The sequence below is a fragment of the Parolsenella catena genome (assembly GCF_003966955.1).
GTDB classification, from domain to species: Bacteria; Actinomycetota; Coriobacteriia; order Coriobacteriales; family Atopobiaceae; genus Parolsenella; species Parolsenella catena.
In genome coordinates, this window is the sequence record NZ_AP019367.1 from 1,096,783 (window position 1) to 1,113,745 (window position 16,963).

Genomic DNA, 16,963 nt, shown 5'->3' on the forward strand with positions numbered 1-16,963 from the left:
CCCAGGTGTCACGAGAGGTCGATCTGGCGACCGGAGACGTACTTGCGCGTGAGGCTGCCGCCCTCCTCGGCCAGGTAGACGTAGCGCTCGAGGCGCTCCCAGACGCCGAGCTCGCGCGGGGTGCGGATCTTGGAGTCGTCTAGCACGAGGGCGTCGAACTCGTAGCCCTCGGCAAGTGAGCCCACCCGCCCAAAGAACGAGCCGCCGCCGGCCGTGGCGAGCCAGAGCGCCTCCTGCGTGGTGAGCGCGGGCAGGCTCTCGTCCACGAGGCGCCAGCGCAGCTTGGAGACGGCCACGGCGTCTGCCATGCAGCGAAACATCGACAGGTTGGCACCGCCGGCCACGTCGGTGCCCAGACCAACGTTCATGCCGAGGTCCAGGTAGCGGCGGATGGGCGCGATGCCGCTCGAGAGCTGGGCATTGCTCTGCGGGCAGTGGGCCACGTAGGTGCCGGTGGCGCGCAGAAGCTCCGTCTCGGTCTCGTCCGAGTAGATGCAGTGGGCCATGACCGTGCGGGGCCCCAGCAGCCCAAAGTGGTCGTAGGCGTCGCCGTAGCAGCTCGACCACGGGCACAGCTCCTTGACCCAGCCGCATTCAGACGGGTTCTCGGACAGGTGGCTCTGGACGGGAAGGTGCTGCTCGCGGGCGATGTCGGCGAGCTGGGCCATGAGCTCGTCGGTGACGCTCGGCGTGAAGCGCGGTGTGATGATGGGCGCGGTGCGGTCATAGCGGTCGGCAACGTCGGAAAGCCAGCGGCGCGTGTCGGCGGCGGATTGGGCGGTGTCCTCCTCGAGGTTCTCGCCACCGTTGCGGTCCATGTTCACCTTGCCCACGTACGTGGCGAGTCCCGTGGCCTCGAGCTTGTCCATGAGCAGCTCGGTTGCCTCGACGTGCATCGTGCCAAAGACCACGGCACGCGTCGTGGGGCTGCGGCGCAGGTCGCTCGCGAAGATGTCGTAGGCGCGCTCGGCGTAGGAGGGGTCGGCGTAGTGGGCCTCCTCGGGAAACGTGTGGGTGTTGAGCCAGTCCAGAAGCTCTAGGTCCATGCCCAGGCCGCGGAAGGCGTACTGCGGGGCGTGGATGTGGATGTCGCTCATGCCCGGGACGATCAGCTGGTCGCCGCAGTCGACGAGCGGCAGCGCGGCGAACCTCTCGGGCAGTTGCTCGAACACGCCGGCAGAGACGCCGTCCACACACACGGCATAGCCGCCCTCGACGCAGCGCACCTCCTGCGGGCTCGTGTTGTAGCAGACGCTTCCCTTGAGGACGAACGAGTTCGTATCCATTGCTTGCTCCTTCTCGATTGGCGGCATGCGCCGCCGTGTTGTCTGGGAATGCCGGCCGCACGTCACGCGTGGCCGCGCCCGCGTTAGATGAAGACTCTCCCTTGAGACCGCTGCGGGCCCTGGCGCCCGCATGCCGACGCGAGCCATCGCTCGCACACCTTCGCAGACAAGCCGCAGATCAGCCCCGGCACCGCGGGCTCGCCCCACCGCACGAATGGTAGCGACGCCTGAGTTGCGTGCCGTTGGTCACGGGCAGGCCCGGTTCCCTCGCGAAAGGTCGGACCGCCCGATTCTGGTTAGCCTGATTGTTAATTATTACTATTAGCTGATAATAATTTCTTGTTGCAAGCGGTAGCGAAACTCCCGTGAGCGGCGTTATGCGAGGTGAGCGCAAGGAAAGCGAAACGCACCGCCCACGTGGGGACGACGATGGCAGCCGCTGAGGCAGCTGATGGAGGGCACTGGACCCGTTTGTACAAAACGGACTCAGAATGTCGAGGATTCTCGGCGCTCCCCGAACGAAAAACTCCGTGACCAGCGGTTTTGTAGCGACACACGTTTGCGTGCCGAGAAAAACCAACCATTTGAGTCCGAATGGCACAAACGGGTCTGCAGGGCGGCCCACCCATGCCCGCGGTGCGCCTAACCCTGGCGACGCACCTGCTGCAGGTAGCGGTAGACGCTCGGCACCGAGACGTGCAGCTCGCTGGCGACGTCTGCGGCCGCACCCTTGATAAGGAAGGTGCCGGCTGCCTCGAGCCTGCGGATGATGTCGATGCGGCCGGCCTGGTCAAGCTCGCTCGACGTCTTGCCAAGCGCGCCGAGCAGCGAGCGGACCTGCTCTGCCACGCCCGTCTCGGCCCCGCCGATGGAGAGGGTCTCGACGCTCGAGGCACGATAGGCGGCTCGCACGGCCTCGAGGTTCGTGTCACGGAACTCCTCGGAGCCGCCGTGGCGGTACGCCTCCATAAACGCCTTGAGGCCGTCCTCGAGCGTGCGGAACGGCTGCGGGTCGATGTTGACGCACAGGATGCCCACGACCTTGGCACCATCGCGGATGAAGAACGACGAGCTCTGCAGCGGCCTGCCGTCCGCCGTCGTGGAGACGTAGTCGCTCACGAAGCAGTCCTCGGAGCGCTCGAGCTGCTCGGCCATCTTGAGCGAGAACGCCGTGGCGGGCGCGCCGACCGCGCGACCGGAGACGTGGCCGTTCACGATCTTCACGATCGAGTGGGACGGGTCGGTGAGGTCATGCAGGGCCACCTCGGTCGCAGATCCAAGCGCGGCACCCAGGAAGTCCACGAACGGAACGAACGCGGCGACCTTCTCGTTCATGTGGGGACCTCTTCCTCTCACTTGCGTCTCCGATTGGCTCGCTGGTTTGATTATATATTGTCGCAAAACCATACTTTGTGTTAGTTTTTGCAGGTAGAACCGATTGTACTCGACGTGTGTGCGCCGGATGAGGCAGCAGGCGCGCTCTTGGAATCGCGAAAGGCCGCACATGGACGCCGCCCAGACTGACTTCTACGCTCGACTCGCCCACGCCATAGCCGTGCAGTTCGGCTCGAACTGCGAGGTCGTGGTCCACGACCTGGAGACCAACGACCCCGAGCGCTCCATCGTCGCCATCGAGAACGGCCACGTCACCGGCCGCTCCGTGGGAGACGGCCCGAGCCACATCGTGCTCGACGCCGTCAAGGCCGGCAAGGTCCACAAGCTCTCCGACCGCCTCGCCTACCTCACCAAGACCACCGACGGCCGCATCCTGCGCTCCTCCACCGTCTTCATCCGAGACGCGGACAACGTGCCCGTGGGCATCCTGGGCATCAACTACGACATCACGGTGCTGGCCGCCGCGGCAGACACCCTGAACGGCATGACGGGCACGGGCCCCAACGACGACCCCACCGGCGACCCCGAGCCCATCGTCCGCAGCGTGGCCGACCTGCTCGATGACCTCATCGAGCAGAGCGTGGCGCTCGTGGGCAAGCCCGCGGCACTCATGAGTAAGGACGAGCGCGTGCGCGCCATCCGCTACCTCAACGACGCTGGGGCGTTTCTCATCACGAAGTCGGGCCCCAAGGTGTGCAAGTACTTCGGCATCTCCAAGTACACGCTCTACAGCTACCTGGACGAGGCCAAGGGCGACCAGGACTAGCGCAGGCCCCATGCGAGGCGCCCCACGGCGAGTGAGCCGCGGGGCGCTTCTGTTACGAGGGCGTAACCATCCCATGACCCGACGAGGGTATCCTTGAATGAATTGACCTCGGCCGCACGGGCCGGGGCGCAAGCGGCAAGGAGGACGTATGGCTCGAGTCTTCAACTTCGCGGCAGGCCCGTCGGCGCTGCCCGAGAGCGTGCTCGCCGAGTGCGCGGCCGAGATGCTCGACTACCACGGCTGTGGCATGAGCGTGCTGGAGATGAGCCACCGATCTAGCTCCTACCAGCAGATCTTCGACGACGCGGAGGCAACGCTGCGCCGCATCGCGAACATCCCGAGCAACTACCGCGTGCTGTTCCTGCAGGGAGGCGCCACGCTGCAGTTCGCCGGCATCCCCATGAATCTCATGGTAAGCGGACGGGCCGGCTACCTCGTCACGGGCAACTTCGCCGCCAAGGCCGAGCGCGAGGCCCGCAAGTACGGAGAGGTGGACGTGCTCGCCACGAGCGAGTACACGGGCTTCGACCGCATCCCCGAGGTGGCGGGCGTGGGCGAGCTGGCCGAGGCCACGGGCTACGACTACGTCTACATCTGCCAGAACAACACGATCTTTGGCACCCAGTACCACGAGCTGCCCCAGACCGGCGAGGTCCCGCTCGTCTCGGACGTCTCGAGCTGCTTTCTGGCCGAGCCCATCGACGTCACGCGCTACGGCCTGGTCTACGCAGGCGCGCAGAAGAACGCCGGGTGCGCCGGCGTCACGGTGGTCATCGTGCGCGATGACCTCATCGAGAACGGCCCGGCCCTGCCGTGCTGCCCCACCTACCTCGACTATCGCGAGCAGGCCGAGAAGGGCTCGATGCTGAACACGCCCAACACGTTCGGCATCTACCTGTGCGGAAAGGTCTACCACTGGATCGAGGCCGCCGGTGGCCTTGCGGCAATGGAGCGGATGAACCGCGAGAAGAGCGGCCTCATCTACGACTACCTCGACCAGTCGCACCTGTTCCACGGCCACGCGCAGCCCGCCAGCCGCTCCATCGCCAACGTGACGTTCCGCACGGGTGACGAGCGCCTGGACGCCGCCTTCGTCGACGGCGCCACGCAGCGCGGCCTTGTGGGCGTCAAGGGCCACCGCCTCGTGGGCGGCATGCGCGCGAGCGTCTACAACGCCGTGCCCATCGAGGGCGTCCGCGCCCTGGTGGACTACATGGCCGAGTTCGAGGACGAGCACACCAAGTAGAAACGACAGCCGCATGTCTGCGCGCGCGGCCACATCACACGACAGACACCAAGGAGCATCCATGCGCCACATCAAGACCATCGATGACATCACGAAGGACGGCAAGGTCGAGTTCGGCGACGGCTACGACTTTGTCGAGAACACCGAGGAGGCAGACGCCATCCTCATGCGCTCCACCGACCTTCACGGCTACGAGCCGCCCTCCTCGATCCGCGCCATCGCCCGCTGCGGCGCCGGCGTGAACAACATCCCCACCGACGAGTACGCCAAGAGGGGCGTCGTCGTGTTCAACTCGCCGGGCGCCAACTCCAACGCCGTCAAGGAGCTCGTCATCGCCATGCTCATCCTCTCGAGCCGCGGCGTCGTGCAGTCCATGAAGTGGGTGCGCGCGCACGCCGACGACCCCAACATCCTCGTCGACGCCGAGAAGGCCAAGAAGGCGTTCGTGGGCCGCGAGCTCAAGGGCAAGCGCATCGGCGTCGTGGGCCTGGGCAACGTGGGGTCCAAGGTGGCCAACGCGTGCGTTGACCTGGGAATGCAGGTCTATGGCTACGACCCGTTCATCTCCGTGGAGCACGCGTGGGCGCTCAGCCGAGACGTCCAGCGCGTCGGCACGCTCGAGGACCTGTGCCGCGGCTGCGACTACCTCACCGTCCACGTGCCGAGCAAGGCGGACACCATCGGCATGATCGACGCCGACGTCCTGGGGCTGCTCAACCCGGGCGCGGTGCTCATCAACTACGCGCGCGAGACCATCGTGGACGAGGACGCCGTGGACGCCGCGCTGCAGGGCGGCAGGCTCTCGTGGTTTGCCACCGACTTCGCCACGCCCAAGACCGTGGCCATGCCCAACACGTTCATCACGACGCACTCGGGCGCGGGCACCGGCGAGGCGGAGGCCAACTGCGCCGACATGGCAATCTCCGAGCTCAAGGACTACCTCGAGAACGGCAACATCGCCAACTCGGTGAACTATCCCGCCTGTTCCATGGGCAAGGCCCGCGCCGCGAGCCGCGTGGCATGCCTGCACGCCAACGTGCCCAACATGATCGGCCAGATCACGGCGATCCTTGCCAAGGACAACGCCAACGTCCAGCGCATGGTCAACGAGAGCGCCGGCGAGAACGCCTACACAATGTTCGACACCGACGAGCACCTCGAGGACTCCACGATCGACGCGCTCAAGGCGATCCCCGCCGTGTACCGCGTGCGCGTCATCAAGTAGCATCGAGGCGTACGCAAGCGTGCGGCCGGTGTCCCCTCGCGGGCTGCCGGCCGCTTCTCATTGGAGGGACCATGCAAATCCAGGGCTTCTCGTGCACCAGGCCACAGCCTGAGCACATGGACCAGATGCGTGCCTGCGCCACGGCAGCCGAGCTCGACGGGCTCGTGACCGCAGGCGCCTACACGACCGACGTGTCGCGCGCGCTCTACCTCGTGGCACGCAGGCACGACGGCGTCGTCACGACGGGCGTGGCCTGCTGCTGCTCGGCAGCCGAGCTCGACGTCGCAGCCGTCGACGCAGACGAAGCCGGCGCGCGGGCGGACGAGATCGAGGCGCTCGGCGCGCACACGCGTCCCATCACGATCGCCTACGAGGGCAACCGGGCGCTCGACCTCATCCTGGGGGCCGCGCGCTCGGCCACGCCGCTGTACAACCTCTCGAACGGAAGCGAGCAGGTCGTGGTCTGGCGCATGAGCAGGCCTGAGGCCATCGAGGCCGTGACAACGACGTTTGCCCAGATAGATGGCCACGTTGCGGACAACTGCCTCGAGGCTGTGGCCACTCGGCTGGTTGCGCGCCGCGCCCGGGAGGCGCGCCCCTCGATGGACCCGCGCGCGGCGGTGCTCCACCCGCTCGCGATGCTCATAAGCGAGGCAGAGCTCTCACGCGGAACGGCAGGCCTGCTGCCCGGCGAGGGGCTGCTCGTCCACAGGTTCGCCTAACGGCACGCACGACGGCACGGGAAGCGCGAGCCGGCTACCTACCGCCGAACAGGCCACCGAGAAGGCCGCCAAGGCCGCCCGCCCCGAGCATCTTGCTCGCGATGGCAGCCATGTCGAGCTTGGAGACGTCCACGTTGAGCCTGGCGGCCAGGCCCAGCAGCTCGTCGGGGCTCAGCCTCGAGACGTCGATGGCGGAGAGGTCGAGCTTGCCCAGGTCAACGGCCGAGAGATCCACGCCCGCCTCGGCGAGGCGCGCGAGGCACAGGCCAAACAGCTCGGTGAGGTCATAGCCGCCCGTGACACCCGTGATGCGCTCGACCGTCGCAACCGGGTTTTCCACGAGCTGTTGCGCAAGCTCGGGCGCGGCCTCGACCGCGTCGGCGATCCTCTCCGCAAGCTGATTGATGTCGATGGCCATCTGGTCCTCCCATGCGAGCCTTGTTTCGCGCGCCGTGCAATCCAGAGCATCATACCTGCGTCTGGGTATAGTAGATAGGTATCATCTGCAACTCTCGCACGGAGGAACCGCCATGTGGGCCCCAAGCTTCAACCTCATAGCCCTCATCGCCGGCGGGGCCGCCGGCGCCGTGGCCGCGGGGCTGGGGCTGCACCTCGCGCGCCGACACGCCACGAAAAGGTCCCCTGGCACAGGCGAGCCCGCCTCCCCGGTGCCGCCCCAAGGCTATGGGCCCCTTACGGCCGAAGGCGCCGATACGGCGGGCGCAGACGAGCCGCACGCAGACACGCAAGCCACGGCCTTCCCCGACGAGCTCGCGAAAGCCACCGACGAGGCCACGCCCGCCGCACCCGGGCCCTCCCACAAGCCCGCCGAGCCCGCGCTCGATCCCGCGCCCAGGCCCGTGGACATGGACGACCTCGCCCGCGAGCTCTTCCAGGCTGCTGACCCGATCTCCAAGCTCAGGAGCCTCACGAGAAGGTTCGAGCACGCCGAGCGCCGCGCGGACGAGGGGCAGGCCGCCCGGCCAGACGCCATCTCGAGCTACCTTGCCCGTGGGCTTCGCGAAGCCGGCATCTTGGACGCAGACGCTCGCTGGCCCGAGCTCTCCGTCATCAGGACCAATAGAAGCCACACGTTCTACCTTCGCGCATCCGACTCCTCAGTTGCCTGGGGAGACATGCTGCGCGTCCTGGCCGTCGAGGGCGCGCTCAACCGCGCGCTGTTCGCGTGGGAGCACTTCGTCGAGCACGCCGACGGCGACATGGACCGCGCAGACGTCACGCTCGAGGACTGCTATCGCTTCAACCAGGCGCTCGCGGGCTCCATCACCGCGCAGCTCGGCGCCGAGCCCATCGCCCGCGCGAGCATGAGCGACATGCTCGGCGAGTGGGGCGTGAGGCAGACGATCGCGGCGGGCATCGAGACGTTCAGGCTCCCCTTGCGCCTCTCGGCGCGCTTCCGCGTGAACCTCATGGGCGGGGACGCCGCAATCGTGGCCTCGTTCGTGCCGGCAGGCGCCCAGCCCGCCTCCGTGTGGTCCTCAGGGCTCGACCGCATCTTGCCGGCCTCGCACCAGATGCGCGAGCGCATGGCGACCGACTACGCCCTGCGCTGCGTCCTGCTGCTGGCCGCACACGCCTTCCGCAGCTCCAAGCGCCTGTGCCATGTCTTCGTGGCCGTCTGCCTGGAGACGCCGTCGCGCCACGCCTGTCTCGTCTCGGGAGACGTCAGCCGCGAGGCGCTTCGCGAGCACGACCTGTCCGAGGACTTCGACGCACGCAGGCTCGCCCGCGAGCTGGGCATCCGCTTCTCGACGGAGAACGAGTCGCTCGTCGCGATCGAGCAGGGCTTCGAGCTCGACTCGGAGCGCTTCTGCCCCAGCGGCCGCTATGAGACGGTCGACCTCTCCGGCAGGGTCCTGCCGAGCTTTGAGGCAAGCCTGCTCGGGGCCGAGCACGTCTGCGACCTCTCCATCAACGAAAGCGCCCGCCGCGCCACCAAGGCCCAGGAGGTCGTCCGCGAGCTTGGCGGCTCCACGGAGCGCTCCGTGCGCCGTATCCTGCGCCTCACCGAGAACGACCCGGACCTCACGGTGCGCGAGGCCGGCCGTCGCACGGCGGGACGGCTCATCGACGGCACGCTCTCCGGAGACGACGCGATCGCCTTTGTCGACGACTTCGTGGAGGGAGACGAGCTCTCCCGCTCCTGCGACCAGGCCATGGAGCTGCTCCAGCAGGGCAGCTATGCCGAGGCCATCGAGGTGCTCACGGACATGCTCGCCCCCATCGACTCTCTCGACACCTATGCGGACGCGGGCGACGACACCTGGCGCCAGTTCATGAGCTATGTCTCGCGCACGCTCTACAACCGGCTGCTCGCCCGTCCCGGCGAGCGCACGCACCTCGTGCCGGACGCCTACTACGGCGCGCAGCTGCTCATGTCGAGCGCCCTTCTCGCCCAGGGACGCACGGCCGAGGCGCTCGGCTTTGCCCGCCGCGCCCAGGACCTCGACCCACTCGACATGGCCAGCGTGCTGCGGATCGTGCGCTGCCACGAGCTCGAGGGCGACCTCGACGCGGCGGCGTCCGAGCTCAGGCGCTGGCTCGACGTTGCCTTTGACCCGCAGGGGATTGGCGTGGGCTACTACCGCCTTGCCTTCATCGAGTGGAAGCGCGGACGCACCGACGTGGCGGACGCCTGCTACCAGAAGGCTGCCGTGAGCCGCGCCGCGTGCTCTGGTGCCGCGGCGTTCGAGCTGCACACGATGCGCGCGCTCGGCGGCACGGAGCCCGTCGAGCCGGCAAGCGTCAACGAGACGCTCGAGGCCGCCGGCGTTCCCCTCGCGCCCACGGAGCGCGTCATCGGCGTGCTCGTTGAGGCCGCGCAGGCGTCAACCGACGCCGAGGTCTTCCCCGTGGCTCGCAGCTTTGCCACGCTGCTCGGCGCGCTCACGGGAGACGACGTCATGAACGGCGTCGTTGACTCGATCGAGCACGAGCCGGACCGCTAGCGAGCCGGGCCACCAGAGAAAAGCCCGCACAAGAAAAGGAGGGCGCCGGGAAACGTGTCCCCGGCACCCTCCCTTGCGCACCAGCCCTGCCGCTAGCCCAGGCGCCGCACGCCCTTGACCTTGCCCTCGCGGTCGATGAACATGATGAGGAAGCACACGGCGAGCAACGCCGACGCCACCGCGATCGCATGAAGGCCAATCCAGCCGATGCAGAGGTTGCCGAGGACGGCGCCGCACACGAACGTGAGGATGACGCCAAAGTAGAGCAGGCCGTTCTCGAGGAAGCCCTTCTTGTGGGTGATGATGTAGTCGTCCACGCTCTGGAGCGCGCTGCGCAGGTTTCCGATGCACATGGTCGTGGCTATGCCGTGGCCATGAATCTTGCGGAAGCTCTCCACCTGCATGCCGCACGCAAACGACGTCAGGCAGTTCGCCACAAGGTTGGCGGTCCCGGGAATGAAGCTCACGCCCAAAAGGATCGCGGCCTCGAGGAACACCGTGAGCTGACGCCAGTGGAACAGGCTCGAGAAGCGCTCGTGGATGAGGTCGGCGAGCATGATGCCCAGCGCAAACGCGAGCACCGGGAAGAAGTAGCGGCCCGCACGCATGAGGTCGCCCTCGGAGAGGTTGATGCCCACGAGCAGGATGTTGCCCGTCTGGGCGTTGGCGAACACGCCGTCTCGGGCGATGTAGGAGTAGGCGTCCATGAAGCCGCCGGCCAATGCGAGCAGCACGCCCAACTCGATGGACTCCGATATCTGCTTGGCTCTTTCCAAAGCGAGAATCCCCCTAGAACTCGAGCTTCATGAGCTCGTTGATGGCGTAGATGTAGATCTTGAGCGCCTCGCGCAGCTGGGCCTCGCTCGCGCCCTCGTCCGGGCCGTGCATGGAGCCCACCCACTCGGGGCACGCCATCGCAGGCTCCTCGGGGCCAAAGCTCGCGGCGTTCCTGAAGTGGCGGGCGTAGGTGCCGCCGCCGATGGTGAAGGGCTTCGTGTCCTTGCCCGTGTACTCGTTGTAGCAGCGCACGAGCGTCTGGATCTGAGGCGAGTCGGGGCTCACGTAGAACGGCACGACGGCACGGCCCGCCTCGAGCGAGCAGCCGTGGTCCGCGGCCACCTCGGCCAGGCGCGCCGTGATGGCCTCCGCCGTCGTGGACTTGGGGTAGCGCGCGTCAACGGTCTGGGCGATGCGACCGTCCTCGCGAAGCGCCACGGTGCCGCCGATGCACGTAAGCGGCTCGAAGACGTCATCCGTGGCGTCGATGCCCAGCGAGCTGCCATCCGTGGAGGCATGGATGGTGCGCTCGAGCTCGAGGAAGCGTCGCTCCCCATCCGAGCACAGGTCATGGTCGAGCAGGTAGCCGCACAGCATGCCGATGGCGTTTCTCGTGCCGGCGGGAAGCGACGCGTGACCGCCGACGCCGTGCGCCGTGACGCGCGCGAGGCCCTCGCCCGCTGCCTCCACCTCGATGCCGTCCGCGGGCTCGAGAGCTGCGGCGTCAGCGCGCACGACGGCCGAGGCAAGGCTCGGGATGGCGTTCGTGGCGCTGCCGCCCTCGATGGAGGCGATGACGGAGCCGGGCACGCTGCCGGAGACGGGCGCGGAGACGAACGTGGCGCCGTACAGGCCCTTCTCGCCGCAGCAGACCGGGAACTCGGCGTCTGGCGTGAAGAGGAAGTCGGGCTCGGGATAGTGGGCGAGGTAGTGCTCGACGTCTCCCATGTTCGTCTCCTCGTTGGCTCCGAGGATCACACGCAGGGTGTAGGGCAGGCGCTCGCCCGTGACCTCGACGCGCTCGGCAAAGAAGCGGCCCGCGTACAGCGACAGCACGGCCGGGCCCTTGTCGTCGATGACGCCGCGGCCGAGCAGCCAGCCGTCGCGGCGGACCATCTCGTAGGGGTCCGTGTGCCAGCCCGGCCCCTCGGGCACCACGTCCACGTGGGCGATCGTGGCAATCTGCTTGTCAGAGGCACCGGGAAGGTCCGCATAGCCGAGGTAGCCGTCGCAGTCGTGGGCCTCCAGGCCACAGACGTTGGCGATGCACAGGGCCTCGTCGAGCGCCTCGCGCGGGCCCGGGCCCCAGGGGGCGTTCTCCTCGGCGGCACTGAGGTCCTCGACGCTCCTGTGGCTCACGAGGGCCTCGATGTCATCGAGCACCTCGGGCCACACGCGCTCGACGAACTCGTCGATCTCTGCCTTGAGCCGGGCGTTGTTCTCGGTCATGGTCGCTCCCATCAAAGCGCTTCGCTCTTTTTTACGTGCCCCATGATACGACCGATTGCCCCGGCGCCCAAACTTGGGTATGAGAGGTGACAGGTGGGGACGGGGTCGGTCCGTCACCATGGCGGGCCGGCCGTTGCCGCGCGACGGGCGAGGCAGAGGGGAAACATACATGGCAGAACAGCTCACGATACTGGCCGCGATGCTCGCCGTGGTGGTGTGCTCGTCGTTTGCGGCGAGCCTCATCCCGGGCAGGCCCATACCGGAGGTCGTGTTCTTCGTCGTGGCGGGAGCCGTCATGGGACCGCACTGCCTGGGCGTCATCCATGAGACGGCAGGGCTTGCGCTGCTCAGCCGGCTGGGCATGGGCATCCTGTTCCTCATCGCCGGCTACGAGCTCGACCTGCGCGAGCTCACGGGGCGCGCGGGGCGCCACGGGGCCGTCTGCTGGGCCGTCTGCATGGCGCTTGCCTGCGCCGCCACCCTCGCGCTTGGCCTCGGGCTCTCCACCGCCGGCACGGCGGCGTTCGCCATCGCCCTCACGACGACGGCCTACGGCACCCTCGTCCCCATCGTGCGAGACCGCCAGCTCGCGGGCACGGCGGTGGGGGCGGTCATCGAGTCCTATGGCGCCATGGGCGAGCTACTGCCCGTGGTGGCCATGTCCGTCATGCTCTCGCCCCGGCGCTCCATGGGCGCAAACATAGCGGTCCTGCTGGGATTTCTCGCCCTGTGCGTCATCGTGGCCATCCAGGGCCAGCGCGTGAGGGACTGGGGCGGACGGCTCGCGCGCTGGATTTCTAACAACGCAGAGACAAGCTCGCAGGCAACGCTCAGGACCACCCTGCTTCTGCTCGTGGGGCTCCTCGCGCTGGCAGCGATGCTGGACCTCGACGCCGTGCTCGCGGCATTTGCCGCCGGCTTCATCCTGCGCCACGTGCTGCCCGACGAGAGCGGGCAGCGTCTCATCGGCAAGATCGAGGTCATGGGCAACGGCCTGTTTATCCCCGTTTTCTTCGTGTACTCGGCCATGGGAATCGACTTTGCGTCCGTGGGCGCCAACCCGGCGCTGCTCGCCACGTTCGTGGGCCTGCTGCTGCTCGTGCGCGCACTGCCCGTGGGCATGTGCCTGCAGGCGTTTCCCGAGACGAGGCCCATGCCCGCGGGCGAGAAGGTCGCCGCGAGCCTGTACTGCACCATGGCGCTGCCCCTCATCGTGGCGCTCACCGAGGCCGCGACGGGCGCCGGGGCCATGAGCGACGCCATGGCGAGCGTGCTCGTGACGGCAGGGGCGCTCACGGTGCTCGTGATCCCCGTGATCACGAACGTCTCCCGCGTGGCGATCGCGGCGCATCCCGTCGAGGCTGCCCGCGAGATAGCCGAGCGGCCCGAGACGGCCCGCGACGTCATCCGCGAGCACCACGAGCTCGTGCGCGAGGCCGACCAGCTGTTCCATGACGAGCGTGCCCAGCTACGCGAGCAGGGCGTGCGGCTCTCCGCGGCGGACTTTCTCGCCCAAGCCGAGCAGATACGCCGCGACCACCGCGAGGACCTGAGGAGGATAAACGAGCACAGCCGCGAGGAGCTCGACGAGATCCGCAGGCGCCGCGGGCGGGAGCGCAACGCGAGGCGTCCCTAGATCACGTAGTCGTTGCCCGCGAGGGAGGTCGCGCACAGGTCTGAGATGCGGATGCCGTCCAGGTAATCGTTGATGATTCCGCCCAGGCGCTCCCACATCTCGTGGCAGCGGGGCTCCTCGGCGCGGAACCGCTCGGGCTCGTCCATGCCACTCGCGGGCGCCAGCTGCCCCTCCGTGGCCCTAAGGACCTCCCCCACCGTGTAGTCACCGGCGGGTCGCGCGAGCTTGTAGCCGCCATTCTTGCCGCGCAGACTCGAGACGAGGTGGTCGCGCACGAGGGCCTTGAGGATGCTCTCCAGGTACTTGTCCGAGATGGCCTGGCGTGCCGCGATGTCTCTCAGCGGCAGGAATCCGTCCCCCTCGTGCTCGGCGAGGTCGATCATGACGCGCAGGGCGTAGCGGCCCTTCGTGGAAACGAGCATGGCATCCTCCATAGGCCCGCGGGCACGGCGAACGCAGGCGGCGTACCATTGCACGTGTTGCAGGCAAATCCATTTCCTATCATTGCTATAGGATAAAGGGAAAACGACGCGATAACAATGCGACGGGGCGAATCTCCTCGCGCCGACGCACATCAAGGAGGCACCATGATCCCCACCCCCCAGCAGGCCTACGAGCTCCTCGAGCAGTACAACTCAGACCCCTTCCACCTCGCCCACGGCCGCATCGTGGGCGAGACGCTGCGCTGGTTTGCCGAGGACATGGGACACGCCGACGAGGCGGACCTCTGGCAGGTCGTGGGCACCCTGCACGACCTTGACTTCGAGCGCTGGCCCGAGGAGCACTGCGTGCGCGAGGAGGCCCTCATGCGCGAGGCTGGCATCGACGAGGTGATCGTGCGTGCGTGCGCAAGCCATGGCTGGGGGCTCACGGACACGCCCTACGAGCCCGAGAGCGACCTCGAGCGCGCGCTGTTCGCCGTCGACGAGCTCACCGGGCTCATCGGCGCGGCCGTGCTCATGCGCCCGTCCAGAAGCGTCGACGACCTCACGGTGAAGTCGCTCAAGAAGAAGTTCAAGGACAAGCGCTTTGCGGCCGGGTGCTCGCGCGACGTCATCGAGCAGGGGGCGGCCCGCCTTGGCTGGGAGCTCCCCGAGCTCATGGAGAAGACCATCCTGGCGATGCGCACCGCCCCGAGCGCCCCGCACGGGCCGGCCGCCGAGGCGGAGTAGCGCCGATGGTCTACCTCGACAACGCCGCCACGACGCGCACGAGCCCCGCCGCCATGGACGCCATGGCCCATATCATGGCCGGGGACGCCTTCGCCAACCCATCGAGCCAGCATGCCGCCGGAGACGCCGCCCTGCGCGCGCTCGAGGAGGCCAGGCGCGAGGTGGCCGCATGCCTGCGCTCACGGCCCAGCGAGGTGGAGTGGGTCTCGTGCGGGACCGAGGCAAACAACCAGGCCTTGCTCACGGGTGCAGCCTACGGCGCACGCGAGGGGCGCAGGCACATCGTGGCCTCCGCCGTCGAGCATCCGAGCGTGCTGCGCATGCTCGAGCGCCTCGCAAGCGCCGACGGCCCCTTTGGCGGCGGCTTTGACGTGACGCTCGTGAGACCAGACGAGACGGGCGTCGTGGGCGTGGCCAGCGTCAAAGAGGCGCTTCGCGAGGACACGTGCCTCGTCTCGCTCATGTACGCCAACAACGAGGTGGGCGCCATCCAGCCCGTGCGCGACGTCTGCCGCATGTGCCGCAAGCGGGCGATCCTGTTTCACACCGACGCCGTGCAGGCGGCGGGACATGTGCCCATCGACTTCACGCGCGACGGCTTTGACATGTTGAGCGTCTCGGCACACAAGTTCCACGGACCGCGAGGGGTGGGCGCGCTTCTGTGCTCGAAGCGCGTGGTGCCAGCCCCTCTTCTGCTTGGTGGCGCCCAGGAGCGCGGCCACCGCGCCGGCACGGTGAACGTGGCGGGCGCTGCGGGCATGGCATGCGCGCTTCGAGAGGCCTGCGAGGGGCTTGGGGACAGCGCGTCGAGGGTCGAGGCTCTCCGGGCGCGCCTCGTCTCGCGGCTGACGGAGGCGGGCGGCGTGCGCGTGCTCGGCCCGCAGGAGCCGTCGCTGCGCCTGCCCGGCATCGTGGCGCTTGCGCTCGAGGGCGTGGACCACGAGTCCGCGCTCGTGCTCCTCGATGAGGCGGGCGTGTGTGTGAGCGCGGGCTCGGCCTGCGCGGCAGGTGCGGTGGAGAGCAGCCACGTGCTGGCCGCCATGGGCGTGCCGTCCGAGGTGGCGCGCACCTATCTGCGCGTCTCCATCGACGCCACCGAGAACGACGAGCGCAGCATCGACGAGGCGGCGGACGCGATCTTGCAGGTGGCAGAGCGTCTGCGCGGGAGCGCCCGATGAGCCGCGGGCGCGTGCTCGTGGCCATGAGCGGCGGCGTGGACTCGAGCGTCGTGGCAAGCCTGCTCGTGGAGCAGGGCTACGAGTGCGTGGGCGCCACGATGCGCCTCGCCACGAACGAGGACGACCGTCCCGGCGAGCGCACGTGCTGCAGCACCGACGACGTCGCCGACGCGCGCCAGGCCTGCTGGGACGCGGGCATTCGCCATCATGTCTTTGACTACACGGAAGCGTTCGAGAGAGACGTCATCGACCCGTTCGTGACCGCCTACGAGGCGGGACTCACGCCCAACCCCTGCGTGGCGTGCAACCGCCACCTCAAGTTCGGCGCGCTGCTCGACCGCGCGCTTAAGCTGGGGTGCGGCTTCCTCGCCACGGGGCACTACGCCCGCGTGGAGCATGACGGGCGGGGGTATCACCTGCTCAAGGGCGTGGACGCTGGCAAGGACCAGAGCTACTTCCTCTTCGGGCTCACCCAGCAGCGCCTCGCCCACGTGCTGTTTCCGCTGGGCGGGCTGCACAAGAACCCTGAGGTGCGCGCCATCGCGGAGCGCCTGGGGCTCACGAGCGCACACAAGAGGGACTCGGAGGGCATCTGCTTCGTGCCCGGCGGCAACCACCTGCGCTTCATCGAGCAGCGCACGGGAAGGGTGGCACCGGCCGGCGACATCCTCGACACGGACGGCAACGTCATCGGGCGCCACGAGGGCGCGCTTCGCTACACGCTCGGCCAGCGCAAGGGGCTGGGCGTGGCCTGCGCGCGACCCGTCTACGTCTGCGCCATCGACACCGTGGCCAACACCGTGACGCTCGGAGGCCCCGAGCGCCTCATGGCGCGCTCGCTCGTGGCCCGCGACTGGAACTGGGTGGCGGGTGCGGCGCCCGAGGTCAGGCTGCGGGCGGCCGCCAAGGTGCGCTACCACCAGCCCGACCAGCCCTGCGTCGCCACGCCGCTGCCAGACGGGCGCGTCCGCCTCGAGTTCGACGACGCCCAGCGTGCCATCACGCCGGGACAGGCAGCGGTCCTCTACGACGGCGACGAGGTCCTCGGCGGTGGCACGATCGAGAGCGTGGAGTAGCGGCACAAAGAGGGCGTCCCAAAGGGAATGGGGCCCTTTGGGACGCCACGATGACTCGCGACCGCG

General features: G+C 68.2%; 15 protein-coding genes. 9 read left to right on the forward strand and 6 right to left on the reverse strand.

Features of this window, described 5'->3' with window-relative positions; all coding sequences use genetic code 11:
- Positions 1 to 8: 8 nt before the first annotated feature.
- Both Pcatena_RS05030 and Pcatena_RS05035 read right to left on the reverse strand, forming a co-directional pair.
- The gene (locus Pcatena_RS05030) at positions 9 to 1,286 is read right to left on the reverse strand and encodes an amidohydrolase family protein (protein WP_126422207.1); all 1,278 of its coding nucleotides are present in this window, start codon (positions 1,284 to 1,286) and stop codon (positions 9 to 11) included.
- Between the two features lie 642 nt (positions 1,287 to 1,928).
- The gene (locus Pcatena_RS05035; protein ID WP_172596380.1) at positions 1,929 to 2,621 is read right to left on the reverse strand and encodes a helix-turn-helix transcriptional regulator; all 693 of its coding nucleotides are present in this window, start codon (positions 2,619 to 2,621) and stop codon (positions 1,929 to 1,931) included.
- A gap of 169 nt (positions 2,622 to 2,790) precedes the next feature.
- Between Pcatena_RS05035 and Pcatena_RS05040 the strand changes: the two genes are divergently transcribed.
- The 4 genes from Pcatena_RS05040 (at position 2,791) to Pcatena_RS05055 (ending at position 6,640) form a co-directional block, all read left to right on the forward strand.
- On the forward strand, positions 2,791 to 3,447 hold the full coding sequence (locus Pcatena_RS05040; RefSeq protein WP_126422211.1) for a helix-turn-helix transcriptional regulator: 657 nt from the start codon (positions 2,791 to 2,793) through the stop codon (positions 3,445 to 3,447).
- 148 nt (positions 3,448 to 3,595) lie between these two features.
- Positions 3,596 to 4,693 carry a 3-phosphoserine/phosphohydroxythreonine transaminase gene (serC, locus tag Pcatena_RS05045; RefSeq protein ID WP_126422213.1) on the forward strand — a complete coding sequence of 366 codons (1,098 nt, stop codon included), beginning with the start codon at positions 3,596 to 3,598 and terminating at the stop codon, positions 4,691 to 4,693.
- A 61-nt stretch (positions 4,694 to 4,754) separates the two neighbouring features.
- Positions 4,755 to 5,918, forward strand: coding sequence for a phosphoglycerate dehydrogenase (locus Pcatena_RS05050; protein WP_126422215.1), 1,164 nt, complete (start codon positions 4,755 to 4,757; stop codon positions 5,916 to 5,918).
- Positions 5,919 to 5,989: 71 nt separating this feature from the next.
- The gene (locus tag Pcatena_RS05055; protein ID WP_126422217.1) at positions 5,990 to 6,640 is read left to right on the forward strand and encodes a DUF1015 family protein; all 651 of its coding nucleotides are present in this window, start codon (positions 5,990 to 5,992) and stop codon (positions 6,638 to 6,640) included.
- Positions 6,641 to 6,674: 34 nt separating this feature from the next.
- Here the strand turns inward: Pcatena_RS05055 and Pcatena_RS05060 are convergent, their stop codons facing one another.
- Positions 6,675 to 7,058: a hypothetical protein gene (locus Pcatena_RS05060; protein WP_126422219.1), complete on the reverse strand. Its 384-nt coding sequence runs from the start codon at positions 7,056 to 7,058 to the stop codon at positions 6,675 to 6,677.
- 112 nt (positions 7,059 to 7,170) lie between these two features.
- On the opposite strand from Pcatena_RS05060, the gene Pcatena_RS05065 reads away from it, so the two are divergent.
- Positions 7,171 to 9,609, forward strand: coding sequence for a tetratricopeptide repeat protein (locus tag Pcatena_RS05065; RefSeq protein WP_126422221.1), 2,439 nt, complete (start codon positions 7,171 to 7,173; stop codon positions 9,607 to 9,609).
- 92 nt (positions 9,610 to 9,701) lie between these two features.
- Here the strand turns inward: Pcatena_RS05065 and Pcatena_RS05070 are convergent, their stop codons facing one another.
- Positions 9,702 to 10,385: a YoaK family protein gene (locus Pcatena_RS05070; protein ID WP_126422223.1), complete on the reverse strand. Its 684-nt coding sequence runs from the start codon at positions 10,383 to 10,385 to the stop codon at positions 9,702 to 9,704.
- A 13-nt stretch (positions 10,386 to 10,398) separates the two neighbouring features.
- Entirely contained in the window at positions 10,399 to 11,835 is a 1,437-nt protein-coding gene (locus Pcatena_RS05075; protein WP_126422225.1) for a Sapep family Mn(2+)-dependent dipeptidase, read from the reverse strand.
- Positions 11,836 to 12,004: 169 nt separating this feature from the next.
- Here Pcatena_RS05075 and Pcatena_RS05080 point away from each other — a divergent pair, with 169 nt between their 5' ends.
- Complete coding sequence (locus Pcatena_RS05080) at positions 12,005 to 13,471, forward strand: cation:proton antiporter (RefSeq protein ID WP_172596381.1); 1,467 nt, start codon at positions 12,005 to 12,007, stop codon at positions 13,469 to 13,471.
- Here the strand turns inward: Pcatena_RS05080 and Pcatena_RS05085 are convergent.
- On the reverse strand, positions 13,468 to 13,893 hold the full coding sequence (locus tag Pcatena_RS05085; protein ID WP_126422229.1) for an RrF2 family transcriptional regulator: 426 nt from the start codon (positions 13,891 to 13,893) through the stop codon (positions 13,468 to 13,470). The two genes, Pcatena_RS05080 and Pcatena_RS05085, sit on opposite strands and share 4 nt — an antisense overlap.
- 165 nt (positions 13,894 to 14,058) lie before the next feature.
- On the opposite strand from Pcatena_RS05085, the gene Pcatena_RS05090 reads away from it, so the two are divergent.
- The 3 genes from Pcatena_RS05090 to mnmA are packed head-to-tail and all read left to right on the forward strand — an operon-like array spanning position 14,059 to position 16,897.
- Entirely contained in the window at positions 14,059 to 14,643 is a 585-nt protein-coding gene (locus Pcatena_RS05090; protein ID WP_126422231.1) for a hydrolase, read from the forward strand.
- 5 nt (positions 14,644 to 14,648) lie between these two features.
- Entirely contained in the window at positions 14,649 to 15,821 is a 1,173-nt protein-coding gene (locus tag Pcatena_RS05095; protein WP_126422233.1) for a cysteine desulfurase family protein, read from the forward strand.
- Entirely contained in the window at positions 15,818 to 16,897 is a 1,080-nt protein-coding gene (gene mnmA, locus Pcatena_RS05100; protein ID WP_126422235.1) for a tRNA 2-thiouridine(34) synthase MnmA, read from the forward strand. Before Pcatena_RS05095 ends, mnmA begins: the two co-directional genes overlap by 4 nt.
- The last annotated feature ends 66 nt before the right edge of the window (positions 16,898 to 16,963 follow it).